The 17,485-nt window shown below is 38.9% G+C and carries 17 protein-coding genes and 1 tRNA gene; 10 read left to right on the top strand and 8 right to left on the bottom strand.

Annotation, left to right across the window (positions count from 1 at the left end; genetic code table 11):
* The first annotated feature begins 16 nt into the window (after positions 1-16).
* The 3 genes from FJ218_07765 to FJ218_07775 all read left to right on the top strand — a co-directional run bounded on the left by FJ218_07765 (position 17) and on the right by FJ218_07775 (position 3,194).
* The gene (locus FJ218_07765) at positions 17-499 is read left to right on the top strand and encodes an AIR carboxylase family protein (protein ID MBM4166792.1); all 483 of its coding nucleotides are present in this window, start codon (positions 17-19) and stop codon (positions 497-499) included.
* Between the two features lie 117 nt (positions 500-616).
* The gene (purD, locus tag FJ218_07770; protein ID MBM4166793.1) at positions 617-1,942 is read left to right on the top strand and encodes a phosphoribosylamine--glycine ligase; all 1,326 of its coding nucleotides are present in this window, start codon (positions 617-619) and stop codon (positions 1,940-1,942) included.
* Between the two features lie 94 nt (positions 1,943-2,036).
* Positions 2,037-3,194 (top strand): hypothetical protein, encoded by a 1,158-nt coding sequence (locus FJ218_07775; GenBank protein MBM4166794.1) that lies wholly within the window; start codon positions 2,037-2,039, stop codon positions 3,192-3,194.
* Positions 3,195-3,212: 18 nt separating this feature from the next.
* On the opposite strand, the gene FJ218_07780 is transcribed toward FJ218_07775, so the two are convergent.
* The 5 genes from FJ218_07780 to hrcA all read right to left on the bottom strand — a co-directional run bounded on the left by FJ218_07780 (position 3,213) and on the right by hrcA (position 7,767).
* A complete protein-coding gene (locus FJ218_07780) occupies positions 3,213-4,301 on the bottom strand; it encodes a hypothetical protein (GenBank protein ID MBM4166795.1) in 1,089 nt (362 codons plus the stop codon).
* A 77-nt stretch (positions 4,302-4,378) separates the two neighbouring features.
* A complete protein-coding gene (locus tag FJ218_07785; protein ID MBM4166796.1) occupies positions 4,379-4,873 on the bottom strand; it encodes a helix-hairpin-helix domain-containing protein in 495 nt (164 codons plus the stop codon).
* Between the two features lie 39 nt (positions 4,874-4,912).
* Positions 4,913-6,094, bottom strand: coding sequence for a molecular chaperone DnaJ (gene dnaJ, locus FJ218_07790; GenBank protein MBM4166797.1), 1,182 nt, complete (start codon positions 6,092-6,094; stop codon positions 4,913-4,915).
* Entirely contained in the window at positions 6,091-6,690 is a 600-nt protein-coding gene (locus FJ218_07795; protein ID MBM4166798.1) for a nucleotide exchange factor GrpE, read from the bottom strand. Before FJ218_07795 ends, dnaJ begins: the two co-directional genes overlap by 4 nt.
* Positions 6,691-6,732: 42 nt before the next feature.
* Positions 6,733-7,767, bottom strand: coding sequence for a heat-inducible transcription repressor HrcA (gene hrcA, locus FJ218_07800; GenBank protein ID MBM4166799.1), 1,035 nt, complete (start codon positions 7,765-7,767; stop codon positions 6,733-6,735).
* 190 nt (positions 7,768-7,957) lie between these two features.
* On the opposite strand from hrcA, the gene FJ218_07805 reads away from it, so the two are divergent.
* From FJ218_07805 to FJ218_07835, 7 genes are all read left to right on the top strand, one after another.
* Positions 7,958-9,826, top strand: coding sequence for a hypothetical protein (locus FJ218_07805; GenBank protein ID MBM4166800.1), 1,869 nt, complete (start codon positions 7,958-7,960; stop codon positions 9,824-9,826).
* A 2-nt stretch (positions 9,827-9,828) separates the two neighbouring features.
* A complete protein-coding gene (locus FJ218_07810; protein MBM4166801.1) occupies positions 9,829-10,269 on the top strand; it encodes an ATP-binding protein in 441 nt (146 codons plus the stop codon).
* Between the two features lie 235 nt (positions 10,270-10,504).
* The gene (locus FJ218_07815) at positions 10,505-10,690 is read left to right on the top strand and encodes a hypothetical protein (protein ID MBM4166802.1); all 186 of its coding nucleotides are present in this window, start codon (positions 10,505-10,507) and stop codon (positions 10,688-10,690) included.
* A gap of 94 nt (positions 10,691-10,784) precedes the next feature.
* Positions 10,785-10,859, top strand: a tRNA-Pro gene (locus FJ218_07820).
* Between the two features lie 174 nt (positions 10,860-11,033).
* A complete protein-coding gene (locus FJ218_07825) occupies positions 11,034-13,232 on the top strand; it encodes a LysM peptidoglycan-binding domain-containing protein (GenBank protein ID MBM4166803.1) in 2,199 nt (732 codons plus the stop codon).
* A gap of 90 nt (positions 13,233-13,322) precedes the next feature.
* The gene (locus tag FJ218_07830) at positions 13,323-14,564 is read left to right on the top strand and encodes a M48 family metallopeptidase (protein ID MBM4166804.1); all 1,242 of its coding nucleotides are present in this window, start codon (positions 13,323-13,325) and stop codon (positions 14,562-14,564) included.
* Positions 14,561-15,397, top strand: coding sequence for a hypothetical protein (locus tag FJ218_07835; protein MBM4166805.1), 837 nt, complete (start codon positions 14,561-14,563; stop codon positions 15,395-15,397). Before FJ218_07830 ends, FJ218_07835 begins: the two co-directional genes overlap by 4 nt.
* Positions 15,398-15,438: 41 nt before the next feature.
* Here FJ218_07835 and FJ218_07840 read toward each other — a convergent pair whose 3' ends face one another.
* The 3 genes from FJ218_07840 to FJ218_07850 form a co-directional block, all read right to left on the bottom strand.
* Positions 15,439-16,815, bottom strand: a complete 1,377-nt coding sequence (locus FJ218_07840; protein MBM4166806.1) for an L-lysine 6-transaminase — start codon at positions 16,813-16,815, stop codon at positions 15,439-15,441.
* A 132-nt stretch (positions 16,816-16,947) separates the two neighbouring features.
* The gene (locus FJ218_07845; GenBank protein MBM4166807.1) at positions 16,948-17,157 is read right to left on the bottom strand and encodes a type II toxin-antitoxin system HicB family antitoxin; all 210 of its coding nucleotides are present in this window, start codon (positions 17,155-17,157) and stop codon (positions 16,948-16,950) included.
* Positions 17,154-17,408 (bottom strand): type II toxin-antitoxin system HicA family toxin, encoded by a 255-nt coding sequence (locus FJ218_07850; protein ID MBM4166808.1) that lies wholly within the window; start codon positions 17,406-17,408, stop codon positions 17,154-17,156. Before FJ218_07850 ends, FJ218_07845 begins: the two co-directional genes overlap by 4 nt.
* Positions 17,409-17,485: the final 77 nt, after the last annotated feature.

The following is a 17,485-nucleotide window of genomic DNA, read 5'->3' on the forward strand; positions in this document are numbered from 1 at the left end:
GAAAGCGAACAGAATTATCAAAGGTTATTTTGTTGCGCTCATTGCCGGAAGTCCCGCAGATGATGAGCATTGTAAAAAAATTCTGAGTGAACTGAACAAGCGTGGCATTCCGAACGAGTATAGAATTTGTTCCGCGCATAAAGAGCCGGAACGACTTGCGAAAATGATTAAAGAATATGACGCAAGTATCGAGCCGCTTGTGTATGTAACGGTTGCGGGACGAAGCAACGGACTTTCCGGCGTAACAGCTGCGAACACAAGATTTCCTGTGATTGCTTGCCCGCCGTATTCTGATAGATTTGGCGGCGCGGATATTTTTTCCACCTTGAGAATGCCAAGCGGTGTTCCCGTGATGACAATTACCGAACCGGAAAATGTCGGTTTCGCAATTCAGAAAATGTTTGCGATGTATGATGAAACGTTGCTCGAAAAAACTTCCGTTGAACTTTCGGCGATGAAGAAACGCAATGAAGATGCAGATGGAGAAAGACGTAATTAGTCATTGGTAATTGGTCATTTGTAATTAGTAATTTGTTCTGAACAAACTACTCACACAGATTCACGAATTACGAATTACTAATTACAAATTACCAATGACTTTACAACCTTGAGTAAAATGAAAAATGTTTTAGTAATTGGAAATGGCGGAAGAGAACACGCGCTTGGATGGAAATTGAAACAATCGCCGCACATTGAGAAAATATTTTTCGCTCCCGGAAATGGCGGAACAATTTCTCTCGGAGAAAATATTTCGCTTGGTATTAATGAGTTTGAAAAAATTGCAACGTTTGTAAAAGAAAAAAATATTTCTCTTACTGTTGTAGGAAGCGAAGAACCGTTAGTGAATGGTATTGTAGATTATTTTTCCGAGCAGCAACTTCCTCAACAAGGACATTTTATTTTTGGACCAACAAAATTTGCCGCAGAAATTGAAGGAAGCAAAGTATTTGCAAAAGATTTTATGAAGCGAAATAATATTCCTACTGCGGATTATAGTTCACTTCGCGATTTCGATGATGCAATTTCGTATTTGAAGAAATGTAAATATCCGCTTGTCATAAAAGCATCGGGACTTGCGGCGGGAAAAGGTGTTTCGATTTGCGAGAATCAAAGTGAAGCAATTGTAACTGTACAAGATTATTTTGTTCACAAAACTTTGGGTGATGCCGCGAATGAAATCGTGATTGAAGAATTTTTGGAAGGTGAAGAAATTTCGATTCTTGCATTAACCGATGGAGAAACAATAAAAGAATTTCTTCCAGCGCAAGACCACAAAAAAATATTTGATGGTGATAAAGGTCCAAACACGGGAGGAATGGGTTCGTATGCACCTGTTCCAATTGTTACGAAAGAAATGTTGGATGAAATTCAGAAAACAATTTTGCTTCCCACTATTCGAGGAATGAAAAATGAAGGGAGAGAATTCCGTGGTTGTTTGTTCGCAGGACTGATGCTCACAAAGAATGGAATTAAAGTTCTCGAATTCAATTGCCGCTTCGGCGACCCGGAAACGCAACCGCTGATGCTTTTACTCGAAAATGATTTGTATGAATTACTGTTGAGTTGTTGCGATCCAAATTCTGAAAAAAGACTTTCTGAAATTGATTTACGATTTTTAGAAGAGAGCGCTTGCTGTATTGTTGTTGCATCGGGTGGTTATCCTGGAAAGTATGAGAAAGGAAAAGTGATTTCGGGATTAGACGTTTTGGATTCCCGCTTTCGCGGGAATGACAATGACACGGTCGTATTTCACGCAGGAACAACAACTCATACTTCAAATCTCAAATCTCAAATCATTACAAACGGTGGTAGAGTTCTTGGGATTACTTCAAAAGCAAAAACTTTACAAGAATCAATTCAACAATCGTACGAAATCGTTTCAACAATTTCCTTTGATGGGATGTACTATAGAAATGATATTGGACATCACGCATTACAATAAGATGGAGTCCACTTTTTTTATTCAACCAATCAAATCTTTCAAAATCAATACGTTTCTAATAAGTGAAGTGGACTCCATAATTCAAACCTAAAAAATGAAAACAAATAAAATCACATACTCATCTTCCGGCGTTGATGTAGATTTAGGCAATCAAGCATCAAAAATATTATACAACGCCGCGAAACAAACATGGAAAAACCGCAAAGGAACACTCGGCGAAGTCATTGTTCCGTTCGATGATTTTTCAGGGTTGCGTGCGATGCGCGTTGGAAATCTTCCACTCGATACGGTTGCGTGTTTGGGATTTGACGGCGTTGGTACAAAAATTGAAATCGCTGAGCGCGTCGGAGAACACGATACAATTGCGTTTGATTTATTTGCAATGGTTTGCGATGATGCTGTTGTGCGCGGAGGTGTTCCTGTACTTATCGGTTCCGTGCTTGATGTGAACTCTCTTTCAAAAAAAAATAACGGAATAGAAATTATTAAACAACTTGCGAACGGATACCTGCGAGCCGCGAAAGAAGCAGGAGTTGCAGTCATCAATGGAGAACTTGCAGACCTTGGTTCGCGTGTATGTGGTTATGGAAAATTTAATTACACGTGGAGTGCGGGAATTTTGTGGTTCGCAAAAGAATCAAAACTTTTTACCGGAAATGAAATTCGAGTCGGAGATTCACTTATTGCATTGCGAGAAAATGGTTTTCGGTCGAACGGCCTGTCATTAGCACGTAAAGTATTTTCCGAAAAACTTGGAGAACAGTGGCACAAGAAAAAGCTCAACGGAAAAAATCTCGGCGAACTGGTCCTCACACCATCAACAATTTATTCAAGAATTATTTCTGAACTACGGGGAGAAGTTTTTGAAAAACCAAAAGTTGAAATTCACGGGATTGCACATATTACGGGAGGAGGAATTCCTGAAAAACTTGGACGAATGTTGAAGCCATCGGGATTGGGTGCAAGACTCGGAAATCTTTTTCCTCCTTGTGAAGCGATGAAGTACGCACAAAAACTGGGAAATATTTCCGACGAAGAAGTTTACCGCACGTGGAATATGGGAAACGGAATGTTACTCGTTACTCCGGAACCGGAAAAAGTTTTGAAACTACTCGCTAAAAAAAATGTTGATGCAAAGATGTGTGGAGAAATTGTCCGTGCGAAAAAAATTTCTATTTGTTCGAACAACGTCGTTCTCAACATTCTCTTTAAAAATGAAAATCGCCAGTTGAGTAAACCGGCGATGAAGTAAGTATTAACAAATTTTTTACTAAGGTAATACCGAAGGATTTTCCGAAGAACTCTCAATAGGAGGAAGCGATAGTGGATCCAATTTGATTTCTTCATCAGTGATTTGTTGCGATGTTTTATCATCAACCTGCGGCGCGCTTCGTTTTCGAAGTTTTTCTTCGTAATGTGCAACTTCATTTTCAACTTTTTCGATTTTTTTCAGAATTTTTTCTAGGTCTTTCGTATCTTCCTTCATCCATTTTTCCACTTTATCTCGAAATTCTTCAGAGCGTGCGGTTTCCATACGTTCTTTGTTATGATTTAAGTTATTTCGGATTTTATCAGCACGAACGTGCGCTCGTTCTAAAAATCCTTTGCCGCTTGCAATACTCGCTTCTAAATACTTATGAAAATCGGAACGGCGCTGTTGTGTTTTACCAGAAATTTCACGATAGATATCGTCAAAGAGTGTTTGTAGCTTTTTGAAATCGTCTTGTAAAAAGAAAAATCCATTACGGTTTTTTTGGACCTCACGCAGAAGGTCGCGTGCGGCAGTTGAACCTTTCGTTCGTAACGTTTCGCGAATGGTTTCTGCATCGTTGATGAATTTTTCGCGGTTCATATACGATTCATAACGTTTTCGCTCGTTCACTTTTTCCCAAACTTCCTGATAAAAATACCATACTTCGTCGTGGTCTTCTTTTACCATTCCGCTTCCGCGAAATTTCTCTCGCATTTTCCGCAAACGATTTTCACATCCTGTTAATTGCTTTCGCATATCTTGACTGTCCAGATTTGAAAGTTTTTCGTATTCGTCGCCAAGCGTAGTAATTTCTTGTGTTAACGCTTGTTTGACCTCTTCCGATTTATTTCTTCGAACTTGCCAATCTTGTTCTTGCAGTTTTCGGATTGCTTCAAAAATAGCACTGAGTTCGCTTGTCAGTGTTTCTTTTTCTTCATTCAGTAGTTCAGATGCATTAGCGATACGTTGTTGGAAATTTTTTGCGTTTTCAACAAGTTTTTTGTAGTTACGAATTTCACTTGTGTGATTGTCAATATTCAACGCGCGAAATTCTTTCAGCGAGGTTTGTAGTGTCGTAAAAGTAGTGTTAGCAATAACTTCATCCATAAAAAAGTACCAAGTAAAAATGTGCGCTAATTATACGACTTTTTCACGAGATAAGAAACAACGATAGGAGTGTGGATTCAATCCAACGAAAGAAATTTTTTTATAGCAGTAAATTTTTTTTCGCCAATACCTTTGATGTTTTTTATTTCTTCCAACGAATGAAACAGTTTATGTTCGTTTCGATATGCGATGATGTTTTTTGCAACCGAAGGTCCAATACCGGGAAGTTGTTCCAATTCACTTGTTGTCGCAGTATTGATGTTGATGATTTTACTGTTTTTTTTCTCGTCGGTTAAACGTACTTGCGCATTTTGTGAAACGTTGATAGTCTCGTTTGCTCGTTTGTCAACAGATTCGGAATAGGAAAGTGAGTCGTTGAATGCGCGGGAAAGTTCGTCAAACTCTTTCGTCATTTCTGAATAGTCGTATTGCGGTTCATCGGCAAATTGGGAGTTCTTGAAAAATAGTTTTATGCTTCCCCCGAAAAGAAAAGCCGTTACTAAAAAGAGAATGACGAGTTGTTCGTTTTTGGTGAAGCCGAATCGTTGGTTCCAACGTTCAATGAAATTCATTGTCAAAAAAAATATTTTCAGTAAAAAAAATGGGTGTTGTTATTTCAAACACATTAGTAGAAAAACAAACAGATTTTTTACTTTATGAAAAAAAGTTTTTCCGTTTGTCGTTTGCCCGTCTTTCGGAAGAAAATTTTCACTAAGAGAAAGCGTTTTCAATATTTCTTTTTCTTTCGAAGAGATTTTTTTAGGAACTACAACATTCACACGCACAAGTTGATCTCCGCGTCCGTAACTATTGATATTCGGAATTCCTTTTTCTTTCATCCGTAATATTGCGCCGGAAGCGGTTCCTGGTTCAATAGTAACTTTTGCTTTTCCTTGCAACGTTGGTATTTCAATTTCCGTGCCGAGTACTGCTTCGGGAAAACTGATAAACACTTCGAGCAGAACATCGTTATCGTTACGTGTAAAAATTTCATCGTTCATTTCTTCGACATAGACAAGCAAATCTCCGGCAGAACCTCCGCGTTTTCCTGCATTACCTTGACCTCGTAAATGAATATAATTTTCGTTTCGAACACCAGCGGGAATTGTAACTCGAATAGTTGATTCACCTTTGACGCGACCTTCGCCGTTACATTTCTTGCATTGGTCTTTATTTATTCTTCCTTCTCCATTGCAATGCGAACACGGATGAATGTTCACAAATTGTCCGAATACGGTACGTGAAACTTGTCGGTATTGACCCGTTCCTTTGCACGAAGGACATTCGGAAGATGAAAACCCTCCTTTTCCGTTACATTCATCGCACGCAAGGTATTTATGCACTTTGATTTTCTTTTCAATGCCTGTTGCAATTTCTGCAAGTGAAAGTCGAAGTCGCATTTCCAAATTGGAGCCGTCTTGCCCTTCTCCACGGCGCTGTGTTTGCTGTGTTCGACCGAAAAAATCGTCGAACATACTTCCGCCGAATGATTGCGAAAAAACATCGCCGAACATTGAGAAAATATCGTTGATATTGACGTTCTGAAAATCGTGAACATCTTGACCGAATCGCATTCCTTGATGTCCAAAACGGTCGTATCGCGCGCGTTTGTCTCCATCGCTGAGAACTTCGTACGCTTCTGCCGCTTCTTTGAATTTGTGTTCTGCGTCTTTATCGTTCGGATTTCTATCGGGATGAAATTTCATCGCCATTTGCCGATACGCTTTTTTTATTTCATCCTGCGATGCGGATTTTGAAATACCGAGTATTTCGTAGTAATCGCGTTGTGTCATACGATGATTTCCGTTGAAATATTTTCCTGTGGTTGTTCCGTTGTTGCAATTTCATTTTCCGCAACAATGACTTTTGAATGGCGTAATACTTTATCGTACACCATATAACCCTTCATCACTTCTTCAACAATGATATGATGTGCAACGTCGTTACGGGGAACGGATAATAAGACATCGTGCAACTTGACGTCAAATTCTTTGCCGACGGAATCAAAACTTTTTACGCCGTTGGCATCGAGCAATTTGTTGAGTTTGCTGAATATCAATTCTATTCCTGCGTAGAATGTGTCGAAGTTTGTATGCTCTTTTCCTGCTTGCAATGAACGTGCAACATCATCAACAATCGGAAGAATTTCGAAGAGCAATCGTTCTTTTGCGTATTTGATGATTTGCGATTTTTCTTCTTCGATGCGTCGTTTATAGTTTTCGAACTCAGCGGCTTTTCTTAACAGTTGGTCTTTGAGTTTTACAATGTTGTTTCCTGCCTCATTGAGTTGTGTTTGCAAAATTTCGGGTTGCTGTTGCATGTTTTGCGATTCTTCGGTACTCTGCTCTTCTGCTTTCGAGAGATGTTCGTTGAAATTTTCTGTATCCATTATGAGTTTTTTAAAATGTGTTTTTGGAGAGATAGATAGTTGTTATGAAAGCAATTTTGAAACATTAGAAGATAAAAATTCTACAAGTGGAACAACTCGCGCATAATCCATTCGTCTTGGTCCAATGATTCCGATGCGTCCGGCAACATCGCCGAAAACATATTGTCCCGAAACGACTCCGTAATCCGATAATCGCTCATCGCCTAATTCGTCGCCGAGCGCAACAGTTACGGATTTAGTTTCGGAAGAACTCTCATTGATTTCCAAAACGTGAACAATCATTTCTTCATTGTTCATCAAATCCACAACACTGCGGAATTTTTTTGGGTTGAAAAATTCCGGTTGCGAAAGGATATTTGTTGTTCCGCTGATGTGCAGTTTTTCCGAAATTTTTGTCTCGTTGAAAATTTTATCTACAGAATCAATAAACAAACGTATCAATCCTTTTTCTTCGTTGTGAATATCGCGAAAACGTTCTGTAATTGTTTCACGCACTTGGAACAATGTTAACCCCGAAAGCCGCTCGTTGATTTCCGAAGTCAATGAATCGAGATACGAACGTGAAATCTCGGATGCGACTTCGAACATAATGGTTTTAACAATACCTGAACGCATCGAAACTATAACCATCAATTTCGTTGATGAAAGCGAAACGAGTTCGATACGTTCCAATACACCTGTTGCAAGTTGCGGAGACGTAACCACGCTCAGTTGACGCGAAATTGTTCCAAGCAGTTTCGATGCTTCGTGGAACATTTCTTCGGAAGTATTTGCATCATTGAGTTGCGAGTGAATTGTTGATTGTTCTTCTTCCGAAAGTTTTTTCAGTTCCATCAAACTTTCAATATAGAAACGAAATCCTTTATCCGTCGGAACGCGTCCAGCGGAAGTATAAGGATGGTCAATAAGACCTAACGATTCCAAATCAGCCATTACGTTCCGAATTGTAGCGGGACTCAAATCGAGATTGTGCTGCTTCGTTACATATTTTGAGCCGATGGGAGTCGCGGTTTCGATAAAATCGTCAATAACAAAACGGAGGATGTCTTTTTCGCGTTGTGTGAGTTTTTCGGCCATATACCGCTATAAAAAATCTACAAATACGAGGAGAAAATACTAATTCTACGAGAGGTAATAAAACGGCATAACGGAAAAAGTTACTATGCAATTTTCGGTCAAGCGCAGAATACACAAGACGTTGTGCAGGGTTTTTATTCTCAGGAATTTTTTTTTCCCTTCTCTTCTGCATAATTTTTTCACCCAAAAAATGATACAAGTGTTACGGAAAAATTTCGGTGTTGTCTTCATTGTTATGATGAATACAATGCGTGCATTTTCACAAGAGCAAATTCCTTCTTCTGATACGTTAATTCGCGAGCAGGAGAAATTGCCAATCAACGCATACACAGGATTTGAGCATCTCTTGAACACATCGCATTGGAATATAGCGGGGAATTACGAGCATTCGTTTGGAAATTATGTCATTGGATTACAGGAAAATTTTCGTTCAACCGTTATTCGTTCGCGAATGAATTTTATCAAAGACGAGCAAACAGTGAGCGCATTTGCAAAAAAAATGTTGTCGAACAACACACAGATGCAGTTGCAATTCACATCGTTTTTGTTTTCCGACAATCAAACGTTGGGAATATACGATGCATCTTCCCATGCAGTGTACGGCGGATTACGTTATATACCCGCATCGCGAATGGCATTGGAGCCGCTTGTTGGATTTCGTTGGGAAAATCAAATGAGAAATTTCGACCAAGGAATTTCTTATCAATTATCCGCACACGCGCAAGAGTTGGAGTTGGAGGGGTTTACTTCTGCATTTCGCTTACAGTTTCACCGCGACGATTTAACTCCGCGTCGTCTTGAACACCATCGCGCAGAAATTTCCGTAGCCAAAGTATTTGAAGGCAAAACCGCCAATACTGTTTCCTTGTTCTTTTCAAAAAACAGAAGGGAATTTTATTTGCAAAATACTGATGCGATTGACCGTCGTATTGAACAAACGATTTCTGTTTCCGATGCGTTAACGTACGAATTCGGTACGCCGTTGTTGTTTTCGTTTACCGGCAATGTCTTTAAGAGAACGATTGAAAAAACGCCTTATCTTACGATAAATGAAATGAAAATAGAAACGGCGGGAGAACTTGTCTATACAGTTCGCGATTCTTTTCGAGCCGTTGCGCGGTTAAGTTATTTTGAACGCGACGAGCAGCATTTGGAACAGTCGTTGATAAATCCGCAGTTCAAATCCGTTTCGCCAACATTGTTTCCAACTAACGAAAAATTGCAAGATAATTTTTCACAACGAACAATGCTCAATGCCAGCGTGAACGTTCCCTTGTCTCAAAGCGATAGGTGTTTTTTGCAAGCATCGGCATCGATATTGCGATACGACACGCCGAGCAGAGAAAACGTTGAAGACCGCGATGAGTTATGGTATGTTTTTAGTGTTGCAACAATGCACAAAATTTCTCCCGTTGTGCAACTGAATTTTTATACTGACGCGTCGGCAATGCATCTTGTGTATTTATTTTCTGAACGAAGCGCAAATAATTCATGGAATCGAATTCTTCGCGCCTCTCCGGTTGTGAAGTTTTCACCTTCCGATAAATTTGTTATCGTTAATACCTTTGAAGTGCTTGCCAATTATACTGTGTACGATTTTGAAGATCTATTGGGAAATACAACGCGAAGTTTTTCGTTTCGGCAATTTTCGTTCCTTGATTCAGCATCATTTCGGGTTGCGCGGCGAACGGCGTTAATTTGGTATTCGCAACTGAAATTGTACGGAAGAGGGGAGTTGCGTTGGAAAGCATTTAAAGAGTATCCGCTCGCTTCGTTCGAGGAACAAACATATATTCCTCAACTGCGTTTTATGATGGAAAATGATTCGTATCTTTCTACGGGACTTCGCATTTTCAAGCGGAAGCAATTTTCCGGAAGCGGAACTTCAAAAAAAACGGAGCATACATTATTGTACCTTGGTCCATTGGCGAATGTTATTCTGAATTTCCATAACCGAACAACACTGATAATCAGCGGATGGTACGAATTTTCCGTAGAACCAAAACTTGAACGTCGCCGCAATTCCAATCTTTCTTTACAACTGAACGTGAAAATGTAACGATGAAAGAATTATCGCATCAATTTCAATTAACGCTCAAAAGCAATTTAAAATTTCTGAAACGCATTCCTGCATTCATAAAAAAAGTGAACACGGTCGCGAAATTAAACGAACAGGATTTTCATCGTTTGTTATTGAGCGCATCGGAAGCGGTGAACAATGCAATGATTCATGGGAACAAACTGGATGAAACGAAAACGGTAATTATTCTGTGCGAAGTAAAAACCACGATGCTTATTCTCACCGTGCTTGATGAAGGAGATGGATTTGATGTTTCAAAAATTCCGAATCCCTTGAATCGAAAAAACAGATTACGAGAGCGGGGAAGAGGGATATTTTTGATGCGAACATTGATGGATGAAGTCGTCTTTCCGGAAAAGATAGATGTTCAAAAAAAAATAACATCAGGAAGCGTTGTTGTGTTGAAGATGGAACGAAGATAATGTTCGTACATTATATTTTCATTTCAATTTTTAATTTATTTTCCTCAAATAAATAATACATTGAATACATTTATGCGCAAATGGTGTGCGGGGTTTGAATTTACTTCAAAAAAATTACTGCTAATGTCGGAAACATCATTAATATCAAAACAATTGAAGCATTGAAAATGAAAAGAAAAAACTCTCTTGCTGTTGTTTTCGGTATTGAAAACTATAAAGAATTTCCTCAACTGGTTTGTTCACGTATTATTTCGCTGCCGCATTACAAGGGAAAGCCGATGAAAACAGCGACGAGAAAATAACACTTGGTGAATTAAAAAAGTATGTTACAGAAAATGTAATGGAGATTTCACGAAAAATCAGCGGACTTCAAACGCCGGAATTTTATGGAGATGAAAATGCCGTGTTAGTAGAGTGGTGATAGTATTTTTGCGTGGAAGTAAGATAAATAATTTTTGTTCCAAACCGAGTACGAGAAAAAAAAATAAACTGTATATTTGTTACCAAAATTCATACGGGGCGTAGCTCAGCCCGGCTAGAGCGCTTGTTTTGGGAGCAAGAAGTCGCTGGTTCGAATCCAGTCGCCCCGACACAATAAAAACACACAGCGTTACCTTGTGTGTTTTTTCTTTTTTAAACATTTACAAGCATTGCGTTACAAATATCAATTTCGCTTAAATTTTCTTCACAGTGAATTTTTTTCTTCTGATTAGTTGAAAATCAAAGTTTCATCATTTATATTTTTCGCGAAAATTTTTTCTTCCATGCTCTTTTTATTACAACACGTGTTTCAGAAAATCCTAGTTCTGATTCTTTGCGGAATCATCGGCTGTTCAACAATTGCAACTCAGAAACCACGTTTCACAAGTTCCGAAAAAAATATTGTTCTTCCTGCGCCTGCTTCTCATTTGCAGCAGGTGCCGGAAACAACAGAAAAAAATACTCCGAAGCAATTGGAGGTAACGGAAACAGATACTCTTGCGCGTGAAGACAGCACATCTATCGAAGACGAACAACTTGCCCAAGAGATAGTTTTTCTCCTTGAGAAAGCAAGAAACTTTTATATCGGCGCACTCGATGCTCAAAGCCGTGAAGATACTTTAAATTCCGCAGAGAAATTTGAAAGTGCAATTGAACTGCTTAACGAACTGAGTACTATGCCAGCAATTGAATCGTTTCAGGAATTTAACGACCTTTCACGAAGCGTCATCGAAGATTATGAAAAATACATTGCGAATGTAGATACTCTCGGTTCCGGAAGTTCGATATTTGCGTTGAAAGAAAAACTCAATCAATATTTAAACGAACAAACATCGCCTTCGGATAGTATTCTGAAAGCAACAATAAGCGGAACAACAATTCCACTGGTTGTTAATGGACATGTTGAAAAGAACATTTATTATTTATCCGCAAAGTCTCCGCATCATTTTCGTTTTTGGGTGGAACAGTCGGGACGATATTTTCCCATCTTCAAACGGATTTTAAAAGAAGAAGGAGTTCCCGAAGATATAAAATATCTTGCAATGATTGAGAGCGGAATGAATCCCCGCGCTCGTTCGTGGGCGAAAGCAGTAGGAATGTGGCAATTCATCAAAGGCACGGGAAAGATGTACGGTTTGAGTAGTAATTTTTGGATAGATGAACGTCGCGACGTTGAACAATCAACACGCGCCGCTGCTCGACATCTGAAAGATTTATACACGATGTTCAATGATTGGTATCTTGCGCTTGCCGCATACAATTCCGGCGCAGGTCGTGTGAATCGCGCGATAAGGAAATCGGGAACAAGAAATTTTTGGGGAATGTGGGATTATCTTCCGCGCGAAACGCGAAATTACGTTCCCGCCTATATTGCTGCATCATTAATGGCGCGGGAACCGGGAAAATACGGTTTCACCAATTTGAAAATTCTTTCGCCGTTACAGTACGATACCGTGCATCTCAATGAATCTGTTGACCTTTCTGTTATTGCGGAATGTGCGAGTGCAACGGTGGAGATAATCGAAGATTTGAATCCCGCGTTACTTCGGTTTTCAACTCCCCCAAATTTTTTTGTATTGAATATTCCCGAAGGAACAAAGGATACATTCAAAAAAAATTATGCAAACGTTCCTTCAAGCGCAAAGCGTCAATGGCTCACACACACGATTCGAAAAGGTGAAACGCTGAAAAAAATTTCCCGTCGCTATGGAGTTTCTGCCTCCGATTTGGCAAGCGCAAATCAAATGAGTCTAAAGTCAACATTGCGAACTGGAAAAGAATTGATTATTCCGATTTCACAACGCGAGATTTCTTATGTAAGTAAAGAGAAAAAAAATTCTGAACAAACAACAAAAGTATCAAAGAACAACAGATTTGCTTCTGTTCCCGATGGGAAAGAAAAAATAATTCACAACATCAAAGCGGGTGAATCGCTAAGTTCGATTGCAGAAGAATATGGAGTGCGCATCAGCGATTTACGGAACTGGAATAATATTCCGTACGGGAAAAAAATTCGCGCAGGGAAAACGTTAGCCGTATATGTATCGCAGGGGAAAAATGAACAACGTGCAAAAATAACTGCGTCGCCCCTTGAAGTCGTAAAGAAAAAAACACTAACGAGTAATGCGTGGTTCACGTATGTTGTTCAAAGCGGCGACGTGTTGATAAACATTGCAAAACAATTTGGTGTCGAAGTTGCTGATATAAAACAATGGAACGGACTGCGAGCAAACACGATTTACGCAGGTCAAAAATTAGAATTGTATCTCGAATCGGAAACTTCAAAAACTGTTGTAGCCAAAAATGAAAAACCTATCCTGAAGAATGATGGAAAAAATATGATAGTACATAAAGTAAAACTCGGCGACACATTGTATGATATTGCGAAAAAATATGGCGTTGAACTTGTATCGTTAAAAGAATGGAATAATCTCTCCAATAGTAAATTGAAAATTGGTATGGAGTTGAAAGTGTTTCTCTAAGTCTTGATTCGTGCATCGTGAACCGTTGTTCTTCTCATTATCTCCCTATTTCATAAGTTCAACTTCTTCAATATTCAACTACTTAACAGAATGAACACCTACGCGCATATCATACTCATCGCGTTCCTCGCAGAATTTTTTCTTGACGCTATTTCCAATTTACTCAATCTCAAATCACTGAAGCAAGAACTTCCCAAAGAATTTGAAGGAGTTTACGACGCAGAGAAGTATAAAAAATCGCAAGAATACACTCGCACGAAAACCAAGTTTGAATTATTGACTTCATCATTTGAACTTGCGCTCACACTTGCATTTTGGTTTGCCGGTGGATTCAATTACATTGATAAAATTATTCTGCAATGGGATTTACATTTTCTTTGGAATGGATTACTATTTGCGGGAATTTTGCTTTTTGTAAAATCCGTTTTCGATTTGCCGTTCAGCGTGTATGCAACATTTGTGATTGAAGAACGATTCGGCTTCAACAAAACAACGGTGAAAACATTTATGCTCGATATGCTCAAAGGTGCATTGCTCGGAATCGTTCTTGGTGCGCCGTTGCTTGCGGGAATTCTTGCATTCTTTTTTTACACAGGAGAAAATGCATGGTTATATTGTTGGCTGGTTGCAACGGTCTTTATTTTGTTCGTGCAGTTCATCGCGCCGACGTGGATAATGCCGCTCTTCAATAAATTTACGCCGCTCGAAGAAGGAGAATTGCGCGAGAAAATTTTTGCACTCGGGAAAAAATTACAATTTCCGTTGAATGAAATTTACGTGATGGATGGTTCAAAGCGCTCGAACAAATCGAATGCATTTTTTACAGGCTTTGGAAAAAATAAACGCATCGCCTTATTCGATACGCTTATCGTGAAACACACTACCGATGAACTCGTTGCTGTTCTCGCGCATGAAATCGGACATTACAAAAAGAAACATATTCAAGTAGGAATGGTCATGAGCATTGTTCACACCGGAATTATGTTTTACGTCCTCTCGCTTTTTATCAGTGATAAAAATTTATTCGCTGCATTTTTTATGCAAGAGCAATCCATTTATGCTGGAATGATTTTCTTCGGAATGTTATTCACTCCGTTTGAATTCTTCATTTCCCTCGGAATGCAAATTCTCTCACGAAAAAATGAATTTGAAGCAGATGCATTTGCAAAGGAAAACATTGAACGAAGCGACGATATGATAAATGCACTCAAAAAACTTTCCGCCGATAACCTTTCCAATTTAACACCGCATCCGTTTCACGTATTTCTCCATTATTCCCATCCGCCGGTATTGAAAAGAATTCATGCTATTGCGCTTGGCCAAAAAAAATGAAACTTTTTCATTCAATCTGGTCTGGTTTCAATGCAATTGGGTTTTCTCTTCGTTCACAATTTCGATGGACGAGAAAGCCCTATACCGAAAAAGCAGAATCGAAACAACACCTGTTTGACCATCGGGATAATAGGACATATCTGCTTCAGCGCGAACAAGAATTACTCAGTAGGTATAATCTGATTTCATTGAAAAGCAACAGCGGAGCATTGCGTTATGTTGAAACACTAACGTATCTCGATTTTCTTGATAGAATGTTGTCAGAAAGTTCTCTTTCAGATTCCTCTCTTACATTACAATGGCTCGACGTGGGCGCAAAAAATTGGAAGTATGTTGAAAGTATGTACCGGTGGTTGGAAAAAACACATGATGATTTTTCCCTCACTGGAATTGAAGTGGATGGATATCGTTTGTATAGAGATTTTTATCGGAGGTGTGATTATGCAGGTACGTTTATTCGCAATTTACCCAAAGCACGCTATCTTGTTGAAGATGTTTTAAACCACAGGGAGCAGTATGATGTTGTGACTTGCTTCTTACCGTTTATTCTACTTGAACCGTGCTTACATTGGGGCTTGCCTTCACGGATGTTTTCTCCGAAAAAATTTCTTCGCCATTTATTTTCTTTGATAAAGGAGAATGGTGTGCTCATCATTATCAATCAAGGGGAAAATGAATTTCAAGCACAAGAAATATTATTCGAAGAAATGAAAAAAGTGAGCACACTCTCTTTTGAGATTGAATGGAAAGGAAAACTTCCTGACTCATTTATGGAATACGTTCACTCACGATTCGGTTGGCGTTGCAAAAAATTGCCAAGTGATAAATTGTAAAGTGCTACTCACTTTCAAAGTGAGTAGCACATTCTTTCTTATTATTCCTTCAATGCTTTTCGAATAATTTCTATTCCTGCATCAATTTCATTTGGTTGAATTGTTAAGGCCGGACGAAAACGCATCGAACGGTCGCCACTTCCGAGAATAATCAATCCGTCAGCATAGCATTTGTTCTTTACTGTATTTCGCATTTCACCTGTTTCCAGATCAAATGCACAAAACAATCCGCGTCCGCGAGCATTACTGACTTTCTTCGGAAATTCCGACTGAAGTTCATTGAGTCGTTTCATCAAATACTCTCCAACAATTTGAGTATTCTGTATGAGATTATCTTCTTCAATCACTTCCAAATATTTCTGCGCTCGAACCATATCTGTTAAATTTCCTCCCCACGTGGAATTCAATCGTGATGAAACATTGAACACGTTATCATCAATTTCATCAATACGTTTGCCGCACATAAACCCGCACACTTGCATTTTCTTTCCGAATGCAATCATATCTGGCTGAACAAAATATTGATGCGCCCACATTTTTCCCGTGAGTCCAACACCAGTTTGCACTTCGTCGAAAATCAACATCGCATCATTTTCATCGGCAAGTGTTCGCATGGCAACAAAAAATTCTTTGCGGAAATGATTGTCGCCTCCTTCACCTTGAATCGGTTCGATAATTATCGCGGCAATATCATCTTTGTTTTGTTGAAATGCAGTTTTGATTTGCGCAATTGCACGTTGTTCCAACTTTTCAATCTCTTGCACCGTATTTTCATTCAGCGGGAATTTCATCGAGGGATTGATGATGCGGGGCCATTTGAATTTCGGAAACAAATCAGTTTTTACCGGGTCGGTATTCGTAAGCGAAAGCGTGTAACCGCTTCGTCCGTGAAAACTTTTTTCAAAGTGAATGATTTGTGTTCCACGTTCTTCGCGATAACCTTTGCGAAAATTTTTTCGAATCTTCCAATCGAATGATGCTTTCAATGCGTTCTCAACTGCATGTGCGCCGGTATCAATAAAAAACACGTGCGGCAGATAATCCGGTTGAGCAATTTTTCCGAACGTATCAACAAACTCCGCCATCTCGACCGTGTAAATATCGGAAAGCGACGGCTTGTTAATTGCTGCACGGGAAATTTTTTCAAGGAAAGATTTCTCTTTCAGTTTCGGATGATTAAATCCAAGCGGTAATGATGCGACGCACGTGAAAAAATCGAGAATGTTTTTTCCCGTTCGCGCATCACGAATCCACACGCCGTTGCTTTGTTCCAAATCAATGATGTAATCAAAGCCATCGGCGAGCATTCGTTTTTGTAAAGTAGGAATAACATCGTTCGGGAGAATGGGATTGTGTGTTGTTTTTCCATTGCCCGACGTTGTTACTTTTTGTTTTGTTTCTAAAGTTGTAGTTGTCATAAAAAATTCTTTCTAAGTTTATATTGAATAAAAAATTGTTATTTGAGAAATAAAATAGTTTACCCAAAGCACTTAGAAGAATTCTTGATGCTCGTAAAAACAAACGACGTAGATAAGGCGGAAGGACATAAATTATGCGTACATCAATTTGCCTTTTGGCTGTGGAATTGCACGACCAAGTTGTTTTGCAGTTTCAATCCATTCTTGAATAATTGTTTCAGCATTTGATAATGCGGATTGATATGTTTCACCATCTGCCATACATCCCGACAATTCCGGAACTTCTGCGATAAATGCGTTATCATCATCGCTCCAATAAATTATGATTTCATATTTACTCATAGCAAATCACTTAATTGATATTTGAGAAATATATTTCGAACTTGTTTCACTTGATATGCTTTTGCTTTATTTCCAGTCGGTTGAATATTGATAATTTCTTCGATTCCGCTTTTGAAAAAAATATGATGACTTCCTTTAATGCGTTCATTGAAGTTGTAATTTTTCAAAACTAAACACAAGTCTTCAAAATCAATATTGTTATCAGAGTTTCCGCTGAGAATTTTGAGAAGAATCTTTTCAACCTTATCCATTCACTATGTATCAATCTGCGCTTTCTGTAACTTTCCGGAAAAGTCAACATAAATTGTTTTCCATTCCGAAAAGAAAT

This window comes from Ignavibacteria bacterium (genome assembly GCA_016873775.1).
Lineage (GTDB): Bacteria > Bacteroidota > Ignavibacteria > UBA10030 > F1-140-MAGs086 > JAGXRH01.

Bases quoted from the DNA above. Each gene is read 5' to 3' on its own strand.
- purD (MBM4166793.1), top strand. From the start codon at position 617: ATGAAAAATGTTTTAGTAATTGGAAATGGCGGAAGAGAACACGCGCTT.
- FJ218_07775 (MBM4166794.1), top strand. From the start codon at position 2,037: ATGAAAACAAATAAAATCACATACTCATCTTCCGGCGTTGATGTAGAT.
- FJ218_07780 (MBM4166795.1), bottom strand. From the start codon at position 4,301: ATGGATGAAGTTATTGCTAACACTACTTTTACGACACTACAAACCTCG.
- FJ218_07785 (MBM4166796.1), bottom strand. From the start codon at position 4,873: ATGAATTTCATTGAACGTTGGAACCAACGATTCGGCTTCACCAAAAAC.
- dnaJ (MBM4166797.1), bottom strand. From the start codon at position 6,094: ATGACACAACGCGATTACTACGAAATACTCGGTATTTCAAAATCCGCA.
- FJ218_07795 (MBM4166798.1), bottom strand. From the start codon at position 6,690: ATGGATACAGAAAATTTCAACGAACATCTCTCGAAAGCAGAAGAGCAG.
- hrcA (MBM4166799.1), bottom strand. From the start codon at position 7,767: ATGGCCGAAAAACTCACACAACGCGAAAAAGACATCCTCCGTTTTGTT.
- FJ218_07805 (MBM4166800.1), top strand. From the start codon at position 7,958: ATGATACAAGTGTTACGGAAAAATTTCGGTGTTGTCTTCATTGTTATG.
- FJ218_07810 (MBM4166801.1), top strand. From the start codon at position 9,829: ATGAAAGAATTATCGCATCAATTTCAATTAACGCTCAAAAGCAATTTA.
- FJ218_07825 (MBM4166803.1), top strand. From the start codon at position 11,034: ATGCTCTTTTTATTACAACACGTGTTTCAGAAAATCCTAGTTCTGATT.
- FJ218_07830 (MBM4166804.1), top strand. From the start codon at position 13,323: ATGAACACCTACGCGCATATCATACTCATCGCGTTCCTCGCAGAATTT.
- FJ218_07835 (MBM4166805.1), top strand. From the start codon at position 14,561: ATGAAACTTTTTCATTCAATCTGGTCTGGTTTCAATGCAATTGGGTTT.
- FJ218_07840 (MBM4166806.1), bottom strand. From the start codon at position 16,815: ATGACAACTACAACTTTAGAAACAAAACAAAAAGTAACAACGTCGGGC.
- FJ218_07845 (MBM4166807.1), bottom strand. From the start codon at position 17,157: ATGAGTAAATATGAAATCATAATTTATTGGAGCGATGATGATAACGCA.
- FJ218_07850 (MBM4166808.1), bottom strand. From the start codon at position 17,408: ATGGATAAGGTTGAAAAGATTCTTCTCAAAATTCTCAGCGGAAACTCT.